At 44.8% G+C, this 20,285-nt stretch carries 20 protein-coding genes; 10 read left to right on the top strand and 10 right to left on the bottom strand.

Annotation, left to right across the window (positions count from 1 at the left end):
• Positions 1–4: 4 nt before the first annotated feature.
• Complete coding sequence (locus L4D74_RS16025) at positions 5–547, bottom strand: DUF924 family protein (protein ID WP_428753248.1); 543 nt, start codon at positions 545–547, stop codon at positions 5–7.
• Positions 547–1,395: a co-chaperone DjlA gene (gene djlA / locus L4D74_RS16030; protein ID WP_265676294.1), complete on the bottom strand. Its 849-nt coding sequence runs from the start codon at positions 1,393–1,395 to the stop codon at positions 547–549. The genes L4D74_RS16025 and djlA overlap by 1 nt, the downstream gene beginning before the upstream one ends.
• 153 nt (positions 1,396–1,548) lie before the next feature.
• Here djlA and lptD point away from each other — a divergent pair, with 153 nt between their 5' ends.
• The 6 genes from lptD to L4D74_RS16060 all read left to right on the top strand — a co-directional run bounded on the left by lptD (position 1,549) and on the right by L4D74_RS16060 (position 8,521).
• A complete protein-coding gene (lptD, locus tag L4D74_RS16035) occupies positions 1,549–3,879 on the top strand; it encodes an LPS assembly protein LptD (protein WP_428753249.1) in 2,331 nt (776 codons plus the stop codon).
• 94 nt (positions 3,880–3,973) lie between these two features.
• Positions 3,974–5,278, top strand: coding sequence for a peptidylprolyl isomerase SurA (surA, locus tag L4D74_RS16040; protein WP_428753250.1), 1,305 nt, complete (start codon positions 3,974–3,976; stop codon positions 5,276–5,278).
• Between the two features lie 89 nt (positions 5,279–5,367).
• Positions 5,368–6,360 carry a 4-hydroxythreonine-4-phosphate dehydrogenase PdxA gene (gene pdxA / locus L4D74_RS16045; RefSeq protein WP_428753252.1) on the top strand — a complete coding sequence of 331 codons (993 nt, stop codon included), beginning with the start codon at positions 5,368–5,370 and terminating at the stop codon, positions 6,358–6,360.
• Positions 6,357–7,163 (top strand): 16S rRNA (adenine(1518)-N(6)/adenine(1519)-N(6))-dimethyltransferase RsmA, encoded by an 807-nt coding sequence (rsmA, locus tag L4D74_RS16050; protein WP_428753254.1) that lies wholly within the window; start codon positions 6,357–6,359, stop codon positions 7,161–7,163. The genes pdxA and rsmA overlap by 4 nt, the downstream gene beginning before the upstream one ends.
• 59 nt (positions 7,164–7,222) lie before the next feature.
• The gene (gene apaG / locus L4D74_RS16055; protein ID WP_428753256.1) at positions 7,223–7,603 is read left to right on the top strand and encodes a Co2+/Mg2+ efflux protein ApaG; all 381 of its coding nucleotides are present in this window, start codon (positions 7,223–7,225) and stop codon (positions 7,601–7,603) included.
• A 114-nt stretch (positions 7,604–7,717) separates the two neighbouring features.
• On the top strand, positions 7,718–8,521 hold the full coding sequence (locus L4D74_RS16060; protein ID WP_428753257.1) for a symmetrical bis(5'-nucleosyl)-tetraphosphatase: 804 nt from the start codon (positions 7,718–7,720) through the stop codon (positions 8,519–8,521).
• 116 nt (positions 8,522–8,637) lie between these two features.
• On the opposite strand, the gene folA is transcribed toward L4D74_RS16060, so the two are convergent.
• From folA to rplU, 6 genes are all read right to left on the bottom strand, one after another.
• Complete coding sequence (folA, locus tag L4D74_RS16065) at positions 8,638–9,120, bottom strand: type 3 dihydrofolate reductase (RefSeq protein WP_428753258.1); 483 nt, start codon at positions 9,118–9,120, stop codon at positions 8,638–8,640.
• A gap of 97 nt (positions 9,121–9,217) precedes the next feature.
• Positions 9,218–9,697 carry a threonine/serine exporter family protein gene (locus tag L4D74_RS16070; RefSeq protein ID WP_428753260.1) on the bottom strand — a complete coding sequence of 160 codons (480 nt, stop codon included), beginning with the start codon at positions 9,695–9,697 and terminating at the stop codon, positions 9,218–9,220.
• Positions 9,697–10,464: a threonine/serine exporter family protein gene (locus tag L4D74_RS16075; RefSeq protein WP_428753262.1), complete on the bottom strand. Its 768-nt coding sequence runs from the start codon at positions 10,462–10,464 to the stop codon at positions 9,697–9,699. The genes L4D74_RS16070 and L4D74_RS16075 overlap by 1 nt, the downstream gene beginning before the upstream one ends.
• A 131-nt stretch (positions 10,465–10,595) precedes the next feature.
• A complete protein-coding gene (gene cgtA / locus L4D74_RS16080; RefSeq protein ID WP_250617469.1) occupies positions 10,596–11,768 on the bottom strand; it encodes an Obg family GTPase CgtA in 1,173 nt (390 codons plus the stop codon).
• Between the two features lie 289 nt (positions 11,769–12,057).
• Positions 12,058–12,312 (bottom strand): 50S ribosomal protein L27, encoded by a 255-nt coding sequence (gene rpmA, locus L4D74_RS16085; protein WP_250617468.1) that lies wholly within the window; start codon positions 12,310–12,312, stop codon positions 12,058–12,060.
• A gap of 20 nt (positions 12,313–12,332) precedes the next feature.
• A complete protein-coding gene (rplU, locus tag L4D74_RS16090; protein ID WP_005437376.1) occupies positions 12,333–12,644 on the bottom strand; it encodes a 50S ribosomal protein L21 in 312 nt (103 codons plus the stop codon).
• Positions 12,645–12,917: 273 nt separating this feature from the next.
• Here rplU and ispB point away from each other — a divergent pair, with 273 nt between their 5' ends.
• Positions 12,918–13,889, top strand: coding sequence for an octaprenyl diphosphate synthase (gene ispB / locus L4D74_RS16095; RefSeq protein WP_428753265.1), 972 nt, complete (start codon positions 12,918–12,920; stop codon positions 13,887–13,889).
• Between the two features lie 94 nt (positions 13,890–13,983).
• Here ispB and L4D74_RS16100 read toward each other — a convergent pair whose 3' ends face one another.
• On the bottom strand, positions 13,984–14,175 hold the full coding sequence (locus tag L4D74_RS16100) for a hypothetical protein (RefSeq protein ID WP_428753266.1): 192 nt from the start codon (positions 14,173–14,175) through the stop codon (positions 13,984–13,986).
• A gap of 110 nt (positions 14,176–14,285) precedes the next feature.
• Entirely contained in the window at positions 14,286–15,221 is a 936-nt protein-coding gene (gene mdh / locus L4D74_RS16105; protein ID WP_428753268.1) for a malate dehydrogenase, read from the bottom strand.
• A gap of 336 nt (positions 15,222–15,557) precedes the next feature.
• Here mdh and argR point away from each other — a divergent pair, with 336 nt between their 5' ends.
• The 3 genes from argR (at position 15,558) to L4D74_RS16120 (ending at position 20,274) form a co-directional block, all read left to right on the top strand.
• Positions 15,558–16,028, top strand: coding sequence for a transcriptional regulator ArgR (gene argR, locus L4D74_RS16110; protein ID WP_265676249.1), 471 nt, complete (start codon positions 15,558–15,560; stop codon positions 16,026–16,028).
• 333 nt (positions 16,029–16,361) lie between these two features.
• The gene (locus L4D74_RS16115; protein ID WP_428753270.1) at positions 16,362–17,330 is read left to right on the top strand and encodes a TAXI family TRAP transporter solute-binding subunit; all 969 of its coding nucleotides are present in this window, start codon (positions 16,362–16,364) and stop codon (positions 17,328–17,330) included.
• A gap of 364 nt (positions 17,331–17,694) precedes the next feature.
• Positions 17,695–20,274, top strand: coding sequence for a TRAP transporter permease (locus L4D74_RS16120; RefSeq protein ID WP_428753271.1), 2,580 nt, complete (start codon positions 17,695–17,697; stop codon positions 20,272–20,274).
• The last annotated feature ends 11 nt before the right edge of the window (positions 20,275–20,285 follow it).

The raw sequence follows: 20,285 nt of genomic DNA on the forward strand, positions 1-20,285 counted from the left end.
CGAGCTAAAAGCTCGACCCAGGTTGCGTTAAAAACTCGATTTCTTCCTGTGTAGACAGGCGTCCTAAAATGTCATTTCGATGTGGGTAGCGCCCAAAACGCGCAATAATGGCTTGGTGGCGCTGCTCAAAATCAAGGGTAGATTCAACACCATTTTGGGCAAATAATTTAACTGCGCGCTCGTGAATCACTATTGATTCACTGTGCATGAATGGCATATATAAAAAGGTACGCTCTTGTGTACTGAGCGCGGCATCTAACTTAAGCGCAATACACTCTTGCGCTAAAACAAGAGCCATGGGATCGCAAGAAAACGCACCCACTTGATCGCGATACAGGTTTCGAGAAAACTGATCCAGCACGATCACTTCAGCCAAGCGCCCTTGCGCGCACTCTCTCCATGAAGACAATTCACCAGCAGCGGCAGCAGCATGTAATTGAGTAAATCGCTTAGCAATAACCGCATCAATCGACGCCCCGCCAGAAAACCAATCACTCGGCGTCAATTCATCGAACCAAAATGTTAATACATCCTTGTATTCCATCATTATTTAAATCCTTTTACCTTTTTGATTAAGTCATAGGCTTTTTGAATTTCCTGAGACTTTTCTTTTGCTACATTCATCATTTCTGGCGGTAAACCTTTCGCCATCAACTTGTCAGGATGGTGCTCGTTCATCAATTTACGATGCGCACGCTTAAGTGTTTTTGCATCCGCCGATTCATCAACCCCTAGAACATTATAGGCATCTGATAATTGAGACGCGCTGCTCGCCTGCTGCCAACTGCCACCTTGACCGCCTTGATATTGACCCCCTTCAAATCCACCATGTTGGAATCGAAATGCCGCTTCTTGCATACGCAGTCGTTGCTCTAACTGTTCCGCAGAAAAACCTAACCCCTGTGCGATACGATGCAACACATCACGCTCAGTTGGGTGGATGCTGCCATCCGCAAAGGCGGCGGAAATCTGCAGCTCTAAAAAAAACTGCAACAGGTCATGACGGCCACCAGAAGAGATTCTCACCTTGTCAAGTGTGCGCTCTAAGGGAAAATCCGCCTCTTTTCCTAGTCTAAATGCATTCTGAGCCTGCTTTTTTTGCTCACTATTAAGGTTCATGCGATCCATCATAATGGTTGCAAGCTGAATCTCTTCTTGAGTCACTTGGCCTTTTGCTTTGGCCACATGCCCCATGACTGCATAAGCAGAATTTAAAAATTCTTGCTGGCGCTCTTCCTGATTAACTCCACCAAACCCACTGCGATTGAACCCAGCACGGTTCAAGCGCCTTGCTTTATCAAACTGGTGCCCAAGGAACAATCCAAACAAGGCACCAAGAGGCCCGCCGAAGAGTATGCCAAAGAATACACCTAAAATTTTTCCTATCATTTGTATAATGTGCTCTCTATCTATGAATTTTTGCGTTGATTCGCAGTCTACTAGTGTCTGTAAGGTCAATTTCCTTTATGATAGGAACCGTCTTATATACGATTCAATATCAATCGTTTTCAATAGAATGAATCAAGTTAAACAGGATAGTACAACTCGATGTCACGTTATTCACGCTCATATCTAGCGGCTTCTGTCGCTGCTGCGCTGCTCGCGTCCTACGCACACGCCGAAGATACATCGAAAAATAATGGGCAAACTATGCCTCCAACAGACCAGTGCTCTGTTGATACTGCACAAAGTTCTGACTCCAATCAAGAGCCAATCAATATTGAAGCCGACTCATTAGAGGCGATCAATGGCCAACGCGCGACCTATAAAGGGGACGTGGTTGTCACTCAAGGCAATAAAACCCTTACGGCAAACCAAGTCACACTACACCAGCAAGAAAACATTGTTGTTGGTGAGGGCAACGTTGTCATGAGTGATGGGGAGATCAAAGCGGTATCGGATAAAGTAACTAATAATCTGAATAAAGATGAGCTGACCCTCGAAAATACTCAATACAAGTTTCTTTGTACTCCAGGGCGTGGTGAAGCTATTTTTGTCTCTAAAACTGGCAAAAAAATGTATGAGATTGAGGATGGCTCAATTACTACTTGTCCAGAAGGTGATAACTCTTGGCGATTTCTGGCTGACGATATAAAAGTGGACCAAGAAAGCGAGGTAGCCACGCTTTATGGTAGCCGAGTCGAAGTCAAAGATGTGCCTATTTTTTATATGCCCTATATTAGCATGCCTATTAGTGGTAAACGAAAAACTGGCGTCCTCTTTCCTTCGTTATCTTTAGGTTCAAAAAACGGTCTAGAACTGCAAGTACCTGTGTATTGGAATTTGGCCCCCAACTACGACTTGCTGACCACATTCCACTACATGCAAACTCGTGGGCTGCAATTAAAAGCCGATTTTCGCTACTTAACCGATACTAGCAGGGGTGATCTTCGCTCTGAATACCTTGCTAGCGATAGTAAATACCCTGAAAGAGGCGATCGCTGGGCCGTTCAGTATAAGAACAATAGTAACTTTGGAACGCACTGGAAGTTAGACTTTGACTACTCACAAGTCAGTGATAATGATTACTTTCAAGATCTCGACTCCAGTATTGGTAGTCGCTCAGAAGGCCAACTGTCTCAACGTGGCACCGTCGCTTACCGTGATGAGTTCTGGGATGCAGCCCTAACAGTGCAAGACTTCCAAATCTTGGTGGATGACACCAAGCCTTATCAACTGATGCCGCAGTTCGAATTTAACTATTATCGTCCTGAAGTATACAAAACCATCAACTTTGACCTTGTCAGTCATGTCTCTCGTTTTGAAACAGATGATAAAAACAAACCCTCTGCGACTAGAGCTCACATTGAGCCAGGCTTAACTCTACCTTTATCTACGACTTGGGGCACATGGACGACCGAAGCCCGCTATATGCTGACTCAATATCAACAAGATATTGAAGGCCTTGATACTAGTAGCAACAGCGACTTGCTGGGGTTAAAAGAGAACGTCACGCGTTCCTTACCTGAGTTCAGAACCCATGCCAATGTCGTTCTAGAGCGAAATACGGCATTTGTTGAAGGCTACACGCAAACGCTTGAGCCTCAAATACAATATCTCTATGTACCGGAAGTCGATCAAACCGACATTTATAACTACGACACCACGCTACTGCAAACGGATTATTACGGCCTATTTCGTAGTCGCCGATTTAGCGGTGTCGATAAAGTCGCTGCCGCCAACCAAATTAGTTATGGTGCAACGTCGCGCTTTTATGATGGTGGGCAAAAAGAACGTCTGGCGCTCTCGTTTGGTCAAATCTATTACTTAGATGCGACCAACAAAAACCCGAACTCACCTAATGCAGACGCCAAGTCTAGCTACTCATCTTGGGCGGTAGAAACAGATTTCAATTACAACGACCGCGTGTTTTACCACGGTGGTATACAGTACGACATCGACTCATCAACGGTTGCCCTAGCAAACAGCGCCATTGAATATCGCGTTGATGATGACTTTATTCAAGCCAACTATCGCTATGTCACCAAGGAGTATATTGAAAGTGTTAACAGCTATACTACTGATGAGCTAGAGAAGCTGACCCGTAACGGCATCAATCAAGTCGGTTTTATGGGCGGGTATCAAATCAACCGACGCTGGCTTGCTACCGGACAGTATTACTATGACATGACTGAAAAAGTCTCGGTAGAATGGCTAGCAAAACTCGAATATCACTCTGATTGTTGGTATCTCGGTGTTGATTACAGTCGCCAATTAAGAAGCTGGGAATCTGGCATTGTCGGAATTGGCGCGGCGAACTTTGAAGATAATGTTCGCTTTAGCTTTGGTATTACCGGACTCGGTGGCAGCTCAAAAGCGCCTGAGCCACCAAACGGTAACGCACTGAAATATGGCCGACCTTTTATACTCAATGATTAATTCCCTTATGACCCGTCTCACGGAAAAACGTCATGTTAGGAACTTTATACGCTTCTCCAACTCTTAGTTGGAGAAGTTTACACTAGGAATATCGATGAAATTTATTAGCAAAATTCTCTCTACTTTATTATGCGCAACCGTCGCTCTGCACGCATTTGCAGCACCGGTTGAACTAGATAGAGTACGTATCGTTGTCAACGATGGTGTTATTTTACAAAGCGACATTGAATCAGCGACAAAGACTCTGTTTGCCAATGCGAAAAAAAATAATCAAGAGTTGCCATCACAAGACATTATTCAAGAGCAAATTCTCGATAAGCTAATTTTAGAAAAGCTGCAACTTCAAGAGGCGGAAAGAATTGGGGTTCGAATCGATGATAACCGTCTTGAAGAGACATTAAAGGACATCGCAAAAAACAACCAACAAACCGTCGCGCAGCTTCGCCAAACTGTCGCTGAAGAAGGCTTGGGGTGGGAATCATTTCGTGAACAAATTCGTGACGAAATTGCCGCAAGTGAAGCTCGAAATGCCATGGTTAGACAACGCATTAACATCCTACCAGCAGAGGTTGATAACCTAGCTGAATTGCTCGCTCAAGAGAGTAATGCCACCGTCACCTATAAAATTAGCCACATTCAATTACGCTTTAAAGAAGGTGAAGATAAGAGTGACGTTGAGAAACAAGCGAAAGACATTGTTGCTAAACTCAATGATGGCGAAGACTTCTCAACGATGGCCTACACGTACTCAAAAGGGCCAAAAGCCTTAGAAGGTGGTGATTGGGGCTGGATGCGAAAAGAAGAAATGCCGACTATTTTTGCTGATCAAATAAAAATGCAAACGAAGGGAAGCATTATTGGTCCATTCCGTAGCGGTGTTGGATTCCATATCCTTAAAATTGACGACGTAAAAGGTTTAGAAACCGTGTCCGTCACAGAAGTGAATGCGCGCCATATCCTCATTAAACCTACTGTCATCTTAAGTGATGAAGGGGTGAAACGTGCACTCAACAGCTACATTCAAAAAATTCAATCTGGCGACGCTACCTTTGCAGAGCTCGCCGAGCAATACAGTGCGGATCCGGGCTCTGCCGCTCAAGGGGGAGAGCTTGGTTACCAAACGCCAGAACTGTATGTTCCTGAATTTAAACATCAGGTAGAGACGCTACCGATTGGCCAAATTAGTGCCCCATTTAAAACCGTTCACGGTTGGCATATCGTTGAAGTGTTAGATCGACGTGATGTCGATAAGACCGGCTCAGCGATGCAAAATCGCGCGTATCGTATTTTGTTCAACCGCAAGTTCAATGAAGAAGCCTCAGCATGGATGCAAGAAATCCGCGCTAGTGCATTTGTTGAAATGATCGACGACGAAGACACTGACAATACCAGCAACTAAGTAGCTATTTAGCTATTTAGCTATTTAGCTAAGTAATTAAGTAATTAAGTAGCCAAGTAACTTAACAACCAACGGAACGAGAAGATTCTATGTTACGAAAAACAAAACGAATCCTAATCACTGCTGGAGAACCTGCTGGTATTGGACCCGATTTAGTCGTCGCATTATCGCAACGAGAATGGCCTTACCAGATCGTTGTCTGCGCTGATAAGTCGCTGATTGCCGAACGAGCAAAACAACTTTGTACGCCGTTAACACTTATCGATTACGACAGTGCATCTCAGGATATACACCAAGCGGGTACGCTGATTGTCCTTCATGAGCCACTAAGTACCCCAGTACAAGCTGGGCAGCTCGATGAGTCTAACGGTCAGTACGTATTAAATACGCTAGAAAAAGCAGCAAAAGGCTGTATGAATGGGGAATTTGATGCTATTGTCACCGGCCCTGTGCATAAAGGGGTGATCAACCGTGCTGGCGTCAGCTTTAGTGGCCATACTGAGTTCTTTGCTGAGGTGTCAAATACACCACTTGTCGTAATGATGCTGGCTACCGAAGGCCTACGTACTGCGTTAGTTACGACCCATTTGCCTTTGACAGCCGTCTCTGCCGCAATAACCAAAGAACGTGTTGCAAGTATCATTGAGATCTTGCACCACGACCTCGTCAGTAAATTTGGCATTGATCATCCAACCATTTATGTGTGTGGACTCAACCCCCACGCGGGAGAAGATGGAGTCCTAGGTTCGGAGGAAATCGAAACGATTACTCCAACACTAGAAACCCTTCGCAGGGAAAAAGGTTATAACCTTATCGGCCCACTACCTGCCGATACGATTTTCAATGACAAATACCTGCGCGATGCAGACGCTGTTTTAGGTATGTATCACGACCAAGTGCTTCCTGTATTAAAATACAAAGGCTTTGGTCGTTCAGTAAATATCACACTTGGTCTACCCTTTATAAGGACATCGGTTGATCATGGCACTGCTTTAGATCTTGCAGGCACTGGCCTTGCAGATTTTGGCAGCTTTGAGACAGCATTAGCATACGCGATAGATTTAGTAGAGAGCAGACAATGAGAAATGATGTCCACTTAGGGCACAAAGCGAGAAAACGCTTTGGTCAAAACTTCCTTAACGATCCGTACATCATCGATGGTATCGTATCGTCTATCAATCCAAGACCAGGTCAAAACCTTGTTGAGATTGGTCCAGGCCTTGGTGCGATCACTGAGCCAGTCGGTAAAGAAGTGGATAAACTGACGGTTATCGAATTAGACCGTGACCTGGCTGAACGCCTACGTAACCACCCAGATTTGGCAGATAAGCTGACCATCCACGAAGGCGATGCAATGCGATTCGATTTCACTCAACTTGTGAAGCCGAATAACAAACTGCGTATTTTTGGTAACCTACCATACAACATCTCAACGCCACTAATGTTCCACCTTTTTGAATTTCATAAAGATATTCAAGATATGCACTTCATGTTGCAAAAAGAGGTGGTCAACCGTTTGGCTGCAGGTCCTGGCAGTAAAGCCTATGGTCGCTTAACCGTTATGGCGCAGTATTACTGTAAAGTGGTCCCTGTACTAGAAGTGCCACCAACGGCGTTTGTTCCACCACCAAAAGTTGATTCCGCAGTTGTGCGCTTAATGCCTTATGAAGTGTTGCCGCATCCGGCAAAAAACATTAAATGGTTAGAGCGTGTATGCCGTGATGGCTTCAACCAGCGCAGAAAGACCGTTCGAAATTGCTACAAGTCTCTTATGTCTACTGAAATACTCGAAGAGCTTGGAGTTAACCCCGGCATGCGCCCAGAAAACCTCACTCTGGAGCAATTTGTTGCCATGGCCAACTGGCTAGAAGACAACCACAAATAATGAACTCTTCGCCTAACATTTACCATGTTGGGCGTTTTTTTTAAGCAAAGGAGAGAGACATGGATACTTCTTCCCCTTGTGTTAAATGCCAAGTACATACTAAATACATCGTTGAGCAATCTGATCCCGATAATCAACGCTTTGTCTTTGCCTACATCATTACCATTAAAAACCTCAGTAAAGAAACGATCCAACTGCTTAGTCGCCGCTGGTTAATCACCGATGCAAATGGCAAACAAATGAGTATTGAAGGTGATGGCGTCGTTGGGCAACAACCGATAATTGAAGGCAATGACGAATACACTTACAGTAGTGGTACGGCAATAGAAACCCCTGTTGGTGTCATGCAAGGTCACTACGTCATGCTTGATGGTAAGGGGCAAGAGTTCAAAGCAGAGGTTGAGCCCTTTCGGCTTGCCGTACCAAATATTCTCAACTGATACCATGGGCCAGCCACATAAATTCACCTCACGTATCAGTTCGTGTAGCATGCAGGCGCCATAGCTACATGACTAAAACTACGCTTTTTAATCTGCAAACATTATAGGTACAGTTTGGCCAATTATATTATCGGTGACATTCAAGGTTGCTTTGATGAGCTTACCCAATTACTCACATCTGTCGAGTTTAATGCCAATGTCGATACACTCTGGGTCGCAGGCGATCTCGTTGCCAGAGGTAATAAATCTTTAGAAACCCTTCGTTTCCTAAAGGAATTAGGAGCGTCAGCAAAGATCTGTCTAGGGAATCATGATCTTCATCTCCTCGCGGTTTCTTTGGGTGTACACCCAATCAAAGCGAAAGATCAAACATTACCTATCCTCGAAGCAGACGATCGTAGTGAATTGTTAGAATGGCTTCGCCAACAGCCACTGCTTCTTGAGCATGATGAGTTTGTTGTCTGCCACGCAGGCATTTCACCAGACTGGTCACTATCTACCGCAAGAGCATGTGCCCGCGAGGTTGAGGTCGAGTTATCCTCAGACCGTTGGCAGCAACTCATTACCAATATGTATAGCAATCAGCCTGATAAATGGCGCTCAGATTTAATCGGGATAGACCGCTGGCGATATACTATCAATGCGTTTACTCGAATGAGATTTTGTTTCCCAGATGGCCGTCTTGACATGGCATGCAAGCTTCCTCCTGAGGAGATAAAAGACGACCAGCTACTGCCTTGGTTCCAAGCCCCACAAAGAATTAAGTTACAAAAAGCCGTTTTATTTGGTCATTGGGCGGCATTGGGTGGCTATATCAGTAGCGAAGTGATTGGGCTAGATACCGGCTGCGTGTGGGGAGGAACTCTCACTATGATTCGCTGGGAAGATAAACAATTATTCTCCCAAGCAGCGCTTTAGAACTCGAAGAACTCATGCTAGCGGATCTTTCGCTTAGCGCATACACAAGTGACAAAATCATTCCATAGGTCGGAGCTACTTACCAACCTATGGACTCAATCTATAGGCAACCCGTCCTACTGATTTTCAAGTATCACAAAGCTCATGTCGTATTGGTTTTTTTCATCGGCTGTAAACGCTTCACGATAGGTTTCACGCCACTCCCTTCCCCATTCAGGAAACTGAGTATCCCCCTCTATAGCAGCGTCGATGAACGTTAAGTAGAGTTTATTCGCCATTGGTAGGCAATGGCGATAAAATGCCCCGCCACCAATAATCATCACTTCCGCCTCATCATGTACTAACGCTAACGCGGCATCCAATGATGTCACCGTATCCACACCATCAATGGTCAATGTCTCGTCTCTGGTCACAACAATATTTCGTCTGCCCGGTAGCGCACGCCCAATAGAATCATAGGTCTTTCTTCCCATAATCACGGGTTTACCCATGGTACATTTTTTGAACCACCCAAAATCGGCAGGAAGATGCCAAGGCATTTGATTATCTTTGCCAATAATGCGATTGCTCGCCATGGCTGCTATCATACTGATGATCATTGTTATTATTCCTATTTACTGCTGATACAAGTCGCTCATAAGCGCTTGGCGTTCTATCTCCTGCCTTAAAAGCTCTAAGCCTTAATAACTTTAAGCCTTAAACAACGGAGCGGCGACGGTAGAATAGCAGCCCCGGCATCGCTAAGCCAATAGCAAGTCCGGCGATAATAAACATCGCTTTAAGAAAGTTCTCCATTAAGGTTGCCAATAAGTCTGGTGTAAAGCCTAGATGGTTAATCTCGACCATTGCAATCATCGCCTTAAAAGCAAACACGCCCGGTACCATAGGAATGAGTGCCGCAACGGTAAATACTTTCGGGTGTGCTAAGAATTTATGCGACCAATGGACACCAATACAACCGACAATCGTGGCGGCAAAAAACGTCGCCCATTCAATAGGCACCCCATAATGCAGCATAAGAAAGCGGCTGCCATGTCCTATCGCTCCTCCTACCGCGCAGTAAGCCAATGCATTTTGAGGAACATTAAAGACCAACGCAAAACCCACAGCAGGGATGGCAGCAAAAAACATGTCATTGAGTAACGCGAGTATAAGATCAAATCCTGGTATAACCATTATTGCACCCACCCTAGTACGTTAGTGACACTCATCGCGCCGACAATCCCTAGACAGGTTGCTAGGGTCAACAAACTGGCCATGACAAAACGAGCAATACCCATATTGATGTAACCTTTGATCATGTCGGCAACAGAGTTGATGAGCGGGAAACCAGGGACTAGCATCAATACCGAAGAAGCCATCACTAATTGAGGCTGAGCGCCAATACTGTAGATCACCGCTTGAGCGGATATTAACGTGGTCACAAAAGCTGTGACTGTAAAGTTAAGTAACGGATTGAAGTGACGATGGCCGACTTCCTGCCTCACAATCATACCTATGGATGAGGCTAAAAATGTCATCATAAATACCGACCAATCCCCACCGGCAAGGCGGCTAAATGCCGCGCACGACAAACCAATCATGATCACGACCAGCCAGCGATTATAGCGCTCGGGGCTAATGGCATTGAGTTTCTTTTGCGCCAACTCATAATCGAGAATGCCCTTCTCCATCATGATACAAATTCGCTGAACTTGCGTGACAACACGCATGTTCAGCCCTTTATCCGGACTCCTACGCGCCGTCGTCACACAATGTTCGTGGTAAACGGTTGTCACAACTAAAGAGCTTGCTGACAGAGAGACTTCAACTTCATCCATGCCCGCTGCAATGCCTATCCGATGCGTGATATGACCGACCAATGTGCTCTCTGCACCGTGAGCTAACAGCATTTGACCAGCTTGAGCGATCAGTCTTGATACGTTTCTTTGTTTTGATGCCATGGTTCCTTCCAGCATACACAATAATTTTGGTTCGTCAGTTTGCCTTATATTGGGTTGAGTAAAAATGATTTAGGTACAAAAAAGCCGCAATATAATATTGCGGCCTTATTTAACAATCTTGCGAATCGCGATTAGTCACGAACATAGATGACGTGTCCATCATCTTCTTCGTCATCCCAATCATCGAAGTCATCACCATCTTCGGTCACAACGTCTTTACCAGCAATCGCATCTTTGTGGTAATCATCCCACATGAAGTCAACTTTCTCTTCTTCAGAAATCTCTTCCTGAGCTCGAGGTAATGTCTCCATAAAGTCAGCCAGCTTATAGCACAGTTCTTTGGTACCTTGCTTGTTCACCGCTGAAATCTTAAAGTGATCGTCTTCCCAACCTAATGCATCAATCACTTCTTGGATGATCTCGTCCGCTTCTTCCTCAGACATTAGATCGACCTTATTGAACACCAACCAACGAGGCTTACCAGCCAGCTTTTCACTGTACTGCTCAAGCTCATCAATGATAGTCAACGCATTTTCAATTGGGCTAGACTGATCGATAGGCATGATATCAATGACATGCAGCAGCACTCGGCAGCGCTCTAGGTGCTTCAAGAAGCGAATACCTAAACCTGCGCCATCCGCAGCACCTTCGATAAGGCCTGGAATATCGGCAACGACGAAACTTTTCTCAGGAACAACACTCACCATACCCAAGCTTGGGATTAGCGTCGTAAATGGGTAATCTGCCACTTTAGGCTTCGCTGCTGAAACCGCACGAATAAACGTCGATTTACCTGCGTTAGGTAGACCTAGCATACCCACGTCAGCCAGCAACAAAAGCTCTAGTCTTAGCTCGCGTAATTCACCTTTAGTACCCAGGGTCTTTTGACGTGGTGCACGGTTAACTGAAGATTTGAAACGAGTGTTACCAAGACCATGCCAACCGCCCTTTGCTACCATAACTTTTTTGCCATGCTCAGCAACTTCAGCAACGATCTCATTGGTATGAATATCAACGGCGCGAGTACCTACCGGCACTTTCATTACTTTGTCTTTGCCGCGTTTACCTGTACAGTTTCCACCTCGGCCATTTTGACCACGTTCCGCATCATAAAAACGCTGAAAACGGTAATCAATCAATGTGTTAAGGTTTTCATCAGCTTCGATGTAGATATCGCCACCATCGCCGCCATCGCCACCATCAGGGCCACCTTTAGCCACAAATTTTTCACGCCAAAAACTCACAACGCCGCTACCGCCGTCACCAGCTTGAACTTTTACTACCGCTTCATCTACGAACTTCATCTCTTACTCCGACTACTTCTTCGCGTGTATATCCTAGATACTCGATGTGTCACTCTGCGCGACTCAATATTACGTCAACGAACTACGAATAAACCCATCTTCTAGGCTAAAACAATTATCACTACATTTTAGCAGATGACAGAGACGATTCCCCACTTAACCTATGCGAATTCGAGTAAGTAGAACTTCGTCTCTATCGACTGCTTATAAATAAAAAACCCTGCCGAATCGGCAGGGCTTTTGAATTCAGCTAGAAAGCTAATTTAATAATTGAGCACTAGGCCAATTATTAACCTTCGATGCTTACAAACTTACGGTTTTTAGGACCTTTAACTTCAAATTTCACTTTACCTTCAGTAAGAGCGAAAAGAGTGTGGTCTTTACCGATGCCAACGTTTGTGCCAGCGTGGAACTTAGTACCACGTTGACGAACGATGATGTTACCTGCAAGAACAGCTTCACCACCAAAACGCTTAACACCTAGGCGTTTGCTTTCTGAATCGCGGCCGTTACGAGTAGAACCACCAGCTTTTTTGTGTGCCATTGTTAAACTCTCCTAATCGATTAAGCGTTGATACCAGTGATTTTCACTTCTGTGAACCACTGACGGTGACCTTGTTGCTTACGTGAGTGCTTACGACGACGGAACTTAACGATTTTAACTTTATCGCCACGACCGTGTTGTACTACTTCAGCAACTACTTTGCCGCCCTCTACTAGAGGAGCGCCAACTTGGATCTCTTCGCCGTTAGCAACAAGAAGAACTTTATCAAATTCTACAGTTGCGCCAGTTTCAACGTCTAATTTCTCTAAACGAAGGGTTTGACCTTCGCTTACTCGGTGTTGTTTGCCACCAGATTGGAAAACAGCGTACATATTTTACTCCGCTTTTTCCGCACAGCCTTTTGATTGTTATTTGAACAATGAGGGTGTGCGCTAAACTAATCATCAATAGGGCGCAGATTCTACGCGAACCATTAACCTATGACAAGCCATATTTTAAAAATTTTGGCGAAAAGCTAATCGCCAAAGAAAAGTGCGGCAATAATGCCTTTTAAGCATGTATTAATCAACGTTTTTTAGTGTATTATTCACCAAATTATAATGATCGACTAAGCCTTATAGGCTCTATGCTCAACCGGGTACGTAATGGATTTTAAAGCTATCCAATCACTAACTGCTAGTGACATGGTAAAAGTGAACGAAACGATTCAGGCACAATTGAACTCTGAGGTCAGCCTTATCAATCAATTGGGCTTCTACATTGTCAACAGTGGTGGGAAACGCATCAGACCACTTTTGGCTATATTATCAGCAAAAGCCCTAGGCTATGATGGAAAAGCTCACACCACGGCGGCAGCCTTTATCGAGTTTATCCACACGGCAACTCTGCTCCATGATGATGTGGTTGATGAGTCCGACATGCGCCGTGGTAAGGCAACAGCAAACGCAGCCTTTGGTAATGCGGCTAGCGTATTGGTCGGTGATTACATCTATACTCGCTCGTTCCAAATGATGACCGGATTGGGCTCGCTACGAATTCTTGAATTAATGAGTGATGCGGTGAACGTTATCGCCGAAGGTGAAGTACAGCAATTAATCAACTGTAATGATCCTGACACCACTGAAGCCAGCTATATGCAGGTCATCTATTCAAAAACTGCTCGCCTTTTTGAAGCCGCCACACAAGTTGGAGCTATTCTCAACGACGCTTCACCAGAAGTAGAAACTGCGCTGCAAAACTACGGTAAGTACTTAGGCACTGCATTCCAACTTATCGACGATGTGATGGATTACACCTCATCGGGTGATGATATGGGTAAAAACGTAGGTGATGACCTTGCAGAAGGTAAACCAACTCTGCCACTGATTCATGCTATGCAGCACGGCAAACCCGAAGAAACAGCGATGATCAGAGAAGCCATTGAAAAATCAAACGGCATAGATAAAATCGACGCGATTCTTGCGACAATGAAGCGTGTTGGCTCGTTATCCTATACGGAAGAGCAAGCCTACAAAGAAGCTGACAAAGCGATTGCAGAGCTCACAGTGCTTCCTGAGAGTGTTTACAAAGACGCACTTGTCGCATTAGCCTATATGGCCGTTAAACGAAGCGCATAACATTTCCGGTATCTTCGCTAGTTAAAATAAATAGAGACAAAAGAGAATGCTGTATTCTCTTTTGTCTCTATTTATTCCAGTAACGTGATTTCAGTTAATAGTATTGGTCGCAACCATTATGAAGTTGTAGGTTTTCGTCAATCTCATCAATTGACAGTGCCCATTGCAACTCACTACCTGAAGGTGCAATGAGCACCGATCCCGAGACTTCATCAACCACCAGCACTTGCCCTACCCCATGTTGGGACTCAACCCACATACCTTGGCTAACGTCTTTGATATCCATACCCCTTCCTTTTTTTAGTCGTATCCCGACATAACTAGGGTATAGATCAAAAAAACCGATCTATAAAAGATCGGTTTTACTATTAGACATGTTTTCTACAGCAAGATTGTTTACTTAGCGAACTCAATACCAAGTTCAATATCTTTATTCAACGTTTCTAGCATGCCATCAAGCGCTGCTTTCTCGTAGTCGCTCAATTCGCCGTAGCTTAGGATTGCTTCCGCGCCGTCTTTACCCAGTTTCACTGGCTGTGCAAAGAATGGCGCATGTTCACCTTCGCCTTCAACGTAAGCGCATTCAATGACATTCTCTTCACCTTGTAGGCCTTTCACTAGCGCTAGACCAAATCGACATGCTGCTTGTCCCATAGACAAAGTTGCCGAACCGCCACCCGCTTTCGCTTCTACGACTTCAGTACCGGCATTTTGAATACGTTTAGTCAACGCTTCTACTTCTTCAGCGGTGAATTCCACACCTTCTACTTGAGATAGTAAAGGAAGAATTGTCACACCAGAGTGACCACCAATAACAGGCACACGAATATCACCAGGATCTTTATCTTTTAAGCCAGCAACAAACGTTTCAGAGCGGATAACATCCAATGTCGTAATACCAAACAGCTTACGCTTATTATAAACGCCGGCTTTTTTCAGCACTTCTGCTGCAATAGGTACCGTTGTATTCACTGGATTCGTGATAATCCCGATACACGCTTCTGGACATACTGCCGCAATACGCTCCGCCAAAGACTTGACGATCCCAGCATTTACATTAAACAGATCTGAACGATCCATTCCAGGCTTACGAGCCACACCAGCTGAAATCAGTACAACATCCGCACCTTCTAAAGCAGGTGTAGGATCTTCACCAGCATAACCTTTAATAGAAACCGGAGTGGGTATATGACTTAAGTCAGCGGCAACGCCTGGAGTGACTGGTGCAATGTCGTAAAGAGCTAAATCTGAACCCGCAGGAAGGCGGTTTTTCAATAGAAGGGCTAAAGCTTGACCGATGCCACCTGCGGCACCAATGACAGCTACTTTCATGGGCGTTCTCCTTGAGAGAGGTTCTCTTATTAATAGTTTTGTAGGGTAATTTTTCATCAGTTAAAGAAAATCTATAATATTCACTAATCGATTACAATCAATTAACCTCAGCTTTGCGAGGTCGCGCAACTCACCAAACACGTGCTACTAAATTAGCACGATATCCCTCGAATAATAACCTTCTTTTTTTCTTGGTTTTTATGGAGTTATAGCACTTTATTTAGCTATAAATAATAGTGATACTGTCGACATAAACTATGGATTATTTGGTCAACAAACGGGTTCTGTGCAACAATAGACGGATCACTGCAAGTCGGACCAATTTAAGAGGCGTTTATGCGCAATAATGATAAACAAGACAATCTCGTTCGTGCATTTAAAGCACTGCTAAAAGAAGAACGCTTTGGCTCACAAGGCGAGATCGTTGATGCACTAAAAATTGAAGGGTTTGAAAACATCAACCAATCAAAAGTGTCACGCATGCTAACAAAGTTCGGCGCAGTGAGAACAAGAAATGCAAAAATGGAAATGGTCTACTGCTTACCCGCAGAGCTTGGGGTACCGACGGTTTCTAGTTCACTACGCGAACTCGTACTTGATATTGATCATAACAACGCGATTGTTGTCATTCACACGGGACCTGGCGCGGCACAGCTTATAGCAAGGCTACTTGACTCCCTTGGTAAAGCAGAAGGGATTCTTGGTGTTGTTGCTGGCGACGATACTATTTTTATCACGCCTACGCTCAACATTACCACCGAACAACTCTTTGACTCAGTCTGCGATTTATTCGAATACGCGGGCTAATTTCAAACAGTAACATTCAGAATAATGTGTCACGGAACATAGGGTTTCGTGATACACATCACATCTTAAATAATCCAACACCGATTCCAAAAATACACTTAACTTATTGTTTTAAATAATTTATACCACCACACATCAACTCCCCTACAACCTTCTGGCACAGATAAATCACCTATTTTTATTAACAATATGATAATTTTCTTCCAAATTATTTGGTATGATTGCGCTACTTTTTCAACAAACGGATTGAAAAAGATGCCGTTTCCGCATAGGAAACCTCTGAAGACGACTATAGTTATTCAGGGTTAGTAATGAATAAAGGAAGGGAAATTCATGGCATTGAAGAAACTTATCAAAATCGGCGCTATTGCAGCAGCAGTCATGGGCGCTGGTGCAGTTAATGCTCAAGAGTTTATCACTATTGGTACGGGGTCAGTAACTGGGGTTTATTACCCTACTGGCGGTGCCATTTGTAAGTTGGTAAATAAAGGTCGTAAAGACCACAATATTCGTTGCTCTGTTGAGTCAACTGGCGGTTCAATTTACAACGTGAACACGATGCGTGCTGGTGAGCTAGATTTTGGTGTTGTTCAATCGGATTGGCAATACCATGGCTATAACGGTACGAGCAAATTTGAAGACCAAGGTCCTTACAAAAAACTTCGTGCTATGTTCTCTCTGCACACAGAACCTTTCAATATCATTGCTCGCGCTGATTCTGGCATTGAAAATGTTAGCGACCTAAAAGGTAAGCGAGTCAACATTGGTAACCCTGGTTCTGGTGACCGTGCAACTATGGGCGTGGTAATGGATGCCATGGGTTGGACAAACAGTGACTTCAAATTGGCCTCTGAGTTAAAAGGCTCTGAGCGCTCACAAGCTCTGTGTGACAACAAAATTGACGCGTTTGTTTACGTTGTCGGTCATCCAAATGGATCAATCAAAGAAGCAACGACATCTTGTGATGCTCGCCTGATCCCAGCGACGGGTGTTGAAGTCGACGAAATCGTTTCAGCCAACCCATACTACGCATACAGCTCTGTTCCGGCAGGTATGTATCGCGGCTCAGATCAAGACGTGAAGAGTTTTGGTGTAGCGGCAACAATGGTGACAACATCAGACGTGTCTGACGAAGTCGCTTACAATGTTGCAAAAGCTGTCTTTGAAAATTTTGATACCTTCAAGCGTTTGCACCCAGCATTTGCAAACCTGAAAAAAGAAGACATGGTTAAAGCAGGGCTTTCTATCCCTCTTCATCCAGGTGCTGAGAAGTACTACAAAGAAGTCGGTCTTCTTAAGTAATACTCCAAGTAGGGAAGCATCGCTTCCCTACTGTTTTTCGTAAATAATATTACTCAAAATAAATGAAACCAGATTTCTTATCTGGTTTGGCTACTTGGGCTCAACGTTCACAGCCCACTACTTTCTAGCCAAACATACACAACAACAACCACACCTTCGCATCCATTGACTACACTATTAGGGGCGAAACAGGGTTCTATACCTAAATGACTTGCAGAGACAAGTTGGTAATGCTCACTAAATCTCAATCGACATAAGAAACGATGGGATGGTATTAAGCGCACCGACTCACCACCGCTACAAGTAAAAAGGGATAATCCGTTGTTGGGAAACATTGGACCATGAATAATAAAGGATAAAGTACATGACGCAGACATCACAACCGTCGCAAGATGTGCAAGAAATGGTCGCGCAAGCCGATACTGGAGCACGAAGCCCACAAGGAATACCAGCAAAGATCCTCTGGTTTGTTCCTTTGTGTTGGTCGCTATTTCAACTTTGGTATGCTTCTCCGCTGCCATTTATTTTTAATTTTGCCGTTCTCAATGATACTGAAGCGCGTTCAATACATTTAACGTTCGCTATTTTCTTAGCTTTCACCGCTTATCCAGCGATGAAATCCTCCCCAAGAGACCGAATTCCTGCAATAGATTGGGTATTAGCATTATTGGGCAGCTTTTCTGCCGCTTATATCTTTCTCTTTTATACCCAACTAGCTGAACGTTCTGGTGCGCCTACGACCATGGATATTGTCGCGGCAGTCACTGGGATGATCTTACTCCTTGAGGCGACACGACGTGCATTAGGGCCTCCGCTCATGGTGGTTGCGGCAGTATTTCTGCTGTACACCTTTGGTGGTCCTTATATGCCTGATGTCATCGCGCATAAAGGGGCAAGTTTAAACAAAGCCATGTCACACCTTTGGCTTACTACTGAAGGGGTGTTCGGCGTCGCTCTAGGTGTATCCACCTCCTTTGTTTTCTTGTTTGTACTCTTTGGTGCGATGCTGGAACGAGCAGGTGCTGGTGCTTACTTCATTAAAGTTGCGTTCTCTTTACTAGGGCATATGCGTGGCGGTCCAGCAAAAGCGGCAGTTGTTGCCTCTGGCCTATCTGGACTGGTCTCAGGTTCATCCATCGCCAACGTGGTGACCACAGGTACCTTTACTATCCCATTAATGAAGCGAGTGGGTTTCCCTGGTACCAAAGCCGGTGCTGTTGAAGTTGCCGCTTCCACCAATGGGCAACTGACTCCACCAATCATGGGTGCTGCGGCATTTCTAATGGTTGAGTATGTGGGTATCTCCTATGTAGAAGTGATCAAGGCGGCACTACTTCCCGCGCTCATTTCCTACATTGCCCTAATTTATATCGTGCATTTAGAAGCCTGCAAAGCTGGTATGACAGGACTACCTCGCCGCCATAACCCGACACTGGTTCAAAGCCTATTATCATTTACGGGCACCATTTTAGGACTTTGCGTCATTAGTGCCGCCGTCTATTATGGGATTGGCTGGACTAAAGGGGTATTTGGTGATGCCGCAACACCGATTGTTGGCGTAGCGCTCCTCATTTCTTATATCGGCTTACTTAGAATCTCTGCCCGTTACGCCAAAGAAGGCGTAATGGAGATTGATGCCGAGTTAACCGAAGTCCCAGATCCAGGGCCAACCATCAAGTCTGGTTTACACTTTTTACTGCCAATTGTCGTCCTAGTATGGTGTCTCACTGTTGAGCGATTCTCTCCAGGGCTATCCGCATTCTGGGCAACCGTCTTTATGATTTTCATCTTGATAACTCAACGTCCGCTGATCGCGATAATGAGTAAATCGGATGATGTTGCACAACAGGCAAAAGCAGGATTTGTTGACCTTGCCGAAAGCATGGTATCTGGTGCTCGCAACATGATCGGTATAGGCGTCGCGACAGCAGCGGCGGGTATTGTCGTTGGTGTCGTTACCTTAACGGGTATTGGTCTTGTCATGACCGACTTCGTTGAGTTTATTTCCGGTGGCAGCATCATTTTGATGTTGTTGTTTACTGCGGTCATTAGCTTGATTCTCGGTATGGGCTTACCCACTACGGCCAACTATATTGTGGTATCAACCCTGATGGCACCGGTGATTGTCACCTTAGGCGCAGCTCATGGTCTGATTATTCCTCTTATTGCCGTCCATCTATTTGTTTTCTACTTTGGTATTTTGGCCGATGATACCCCTCCGGTTGGTCTCGCTGCCTTTGCCGCTGCTGCAATCGCTAAGTCAGACCCAATTCGTACGGGTATACAAGGCTTTACCTACGATATTCGTACCGCTATTTTGCCATTCATGTTCATTTTTAATACTCAGCTCCTGTTAATGGGTATTGATTCATGGTGGCACTTAGCACTCACCGTCATTTCATCCATCATCGCTATGCTCATTTTCTCAGCGGCGACCCAAGGATGGTGGTTAACCAAAAATAAATGGTGGGAAACGGTATTACTATTAGTGCTAACTTTCACCTTCTTCAGGCCCGGATTTTGGTGGGATATGGTCTACCCTGCAAAAGTTGTTTCACCTGGGATTGAGATAGCGCAAATCACTGAACAGCTAAATGTTGGACAATCCATCGAATTACGAGTAGGTGGTGAAACCTTTGATGGCAAAGCCGTAGAAAAAACGGTTCGCCTACCATTTGATGACAGCGCCACCACAGCTGAAGATAGAATCGCCTCTATGGGACTCATGCTCACAGAAAATGACGGTAAGATGATTATCGACATGGTTGAGTTTGGTAGCCCTGCGGAAGCTTCTGGACTTGATTTTGATTGGGAAATCCAATCCATCATACAAGATGCGGAACGACCAATGAAAGAATGGATGTTTCTACCAGCGCTACTCATACTCTTAGCCATGGCTATGAATCAAAAACGTCGTGCTCGTAGGGAAGCGTTAAGCGCGTAAGACAGATAGGG

It is taken from the genome of Vibrio cionasavignyae, from assembly GCF_050337155.1.
GTDB lineage: Bacteria > Pseudomonadota > Gammaproteobacteria > Enterobacterales > Vibrionaceae > Vibrio > Vibrio nomapromontoriensis.

Coding starts and splice junctions, on each gene's coding strand:
- surA (WP_428753250.1), top strand. CDS start 3,974: ATGAAATTTATTAGCAAAATTCTCTCTACTTTATTATGCGCAACCGTC.
- lptD (WP_428753249.1), top strand. CDS start 1,549: ATGTCACGTTATTCACGCTCATATCTAGCGGCTTCTGTCGCTGCTGCG.
- L4D74_RS16120 (WP_428753271.1), top strand. CDS start 17,695: ATGACGCAGACATCACAACCGTCGCAAGATGTGCAAGAAATGGTCGCG.
- rplU (WP_005437376.1), bottom strand. CDS start 12,644: ATGTACGCTGTTTTCCAATCTGGTGGCAAACAACACCGAGTAAGCGAA.
- L4D74_RS16075 (WP_428753262.1), bottom strand. CDS start 10,464: ATGGCATCAAAACAAAGAAACGTATCAAGACTGATCGCTCAAGCTGGT.
- argR (WP_265676249.1), top strand. CDS start 15,558: ATGCGCAATAATGATAAACAAGACAATCTCGTTCGTGCATTTAAAGCA.
- L4D74_RS16115 (WP_428753270.1), top strand. CDS start 16,362: ATGGCATTGAAGAAACTTATCAAAATCGGCGCTATTGCAGCAGCAGTC.
- ispB (WP_428753265.1), top strand. CDS start 12,918: ATGGATTTTAAAGCTATCCAATCACTAACTGCTAGTGACATGGTAAAA.
- rpmA (WP_250617468.1), bottom strand. CDS start 12,312: ATGGCACACAAAAAAGCTGGTGGTTCTACTCGTAACGGCCGCGATTCA.
- L4D74_RS16100 (WP_428753266.1), bottom strand. CDS start 14,175: ATGGATATCAAAGACGTTAGCCAAGGTATGTGGGTTGAGTCCCAACAT.
- mdh (WP_428753268.1), bottom strand. CDS start 15,221: ATGAAAGTAGCTGTCATTGGTGCCGCAGGTGGCATCGGTCAAGCTTTA.
- rsmA (WP_428753254.1), top strand. CDS start 6,357: ATGAGAAATGATGTCCACTTAGGGCACAAAGCGAGAAAACGCTTTGGT.
- cgtA (WP_250617469.1), bottom strand. CDS start 11,768: ATGAAGTTCGTAGATGAAGCGGTAGTAAAAGTTCAAGCTGGTGACGGC.
- apaG (WP_428753256.1), top strand. CDS start 7,223: ATGGATACTTCTTCCCCTTGTGTTAAATGCCAAGTACATACTAAATAC.
- pdxA (WP_428753252.1), top strand. CDS start 5,368: ATGTTACGAAAAACAAAACGAATCCTAATCACTGCTGGAGAACCTGCT.
- L4D74_RS16025 (WP_428753248.1), bottom strand. CDS start 547: ATGATGGAATACAAGGATGTATTAACATTTTGGTTCGATGAATTGACG.
- L4D74_RS16070 (WP_428753260.1), bottom strand. CDS start 9,697: ATGGTTATACCAGGATTTGATCTTATACTCGCGTTACTCAATGACATG.
- folA (WP_428753258.1), bottom strand. CDS start 9,120: ATGATCATCAGTATGATAGCAGCCATGGCGAGCAATCGCATTATTGGC.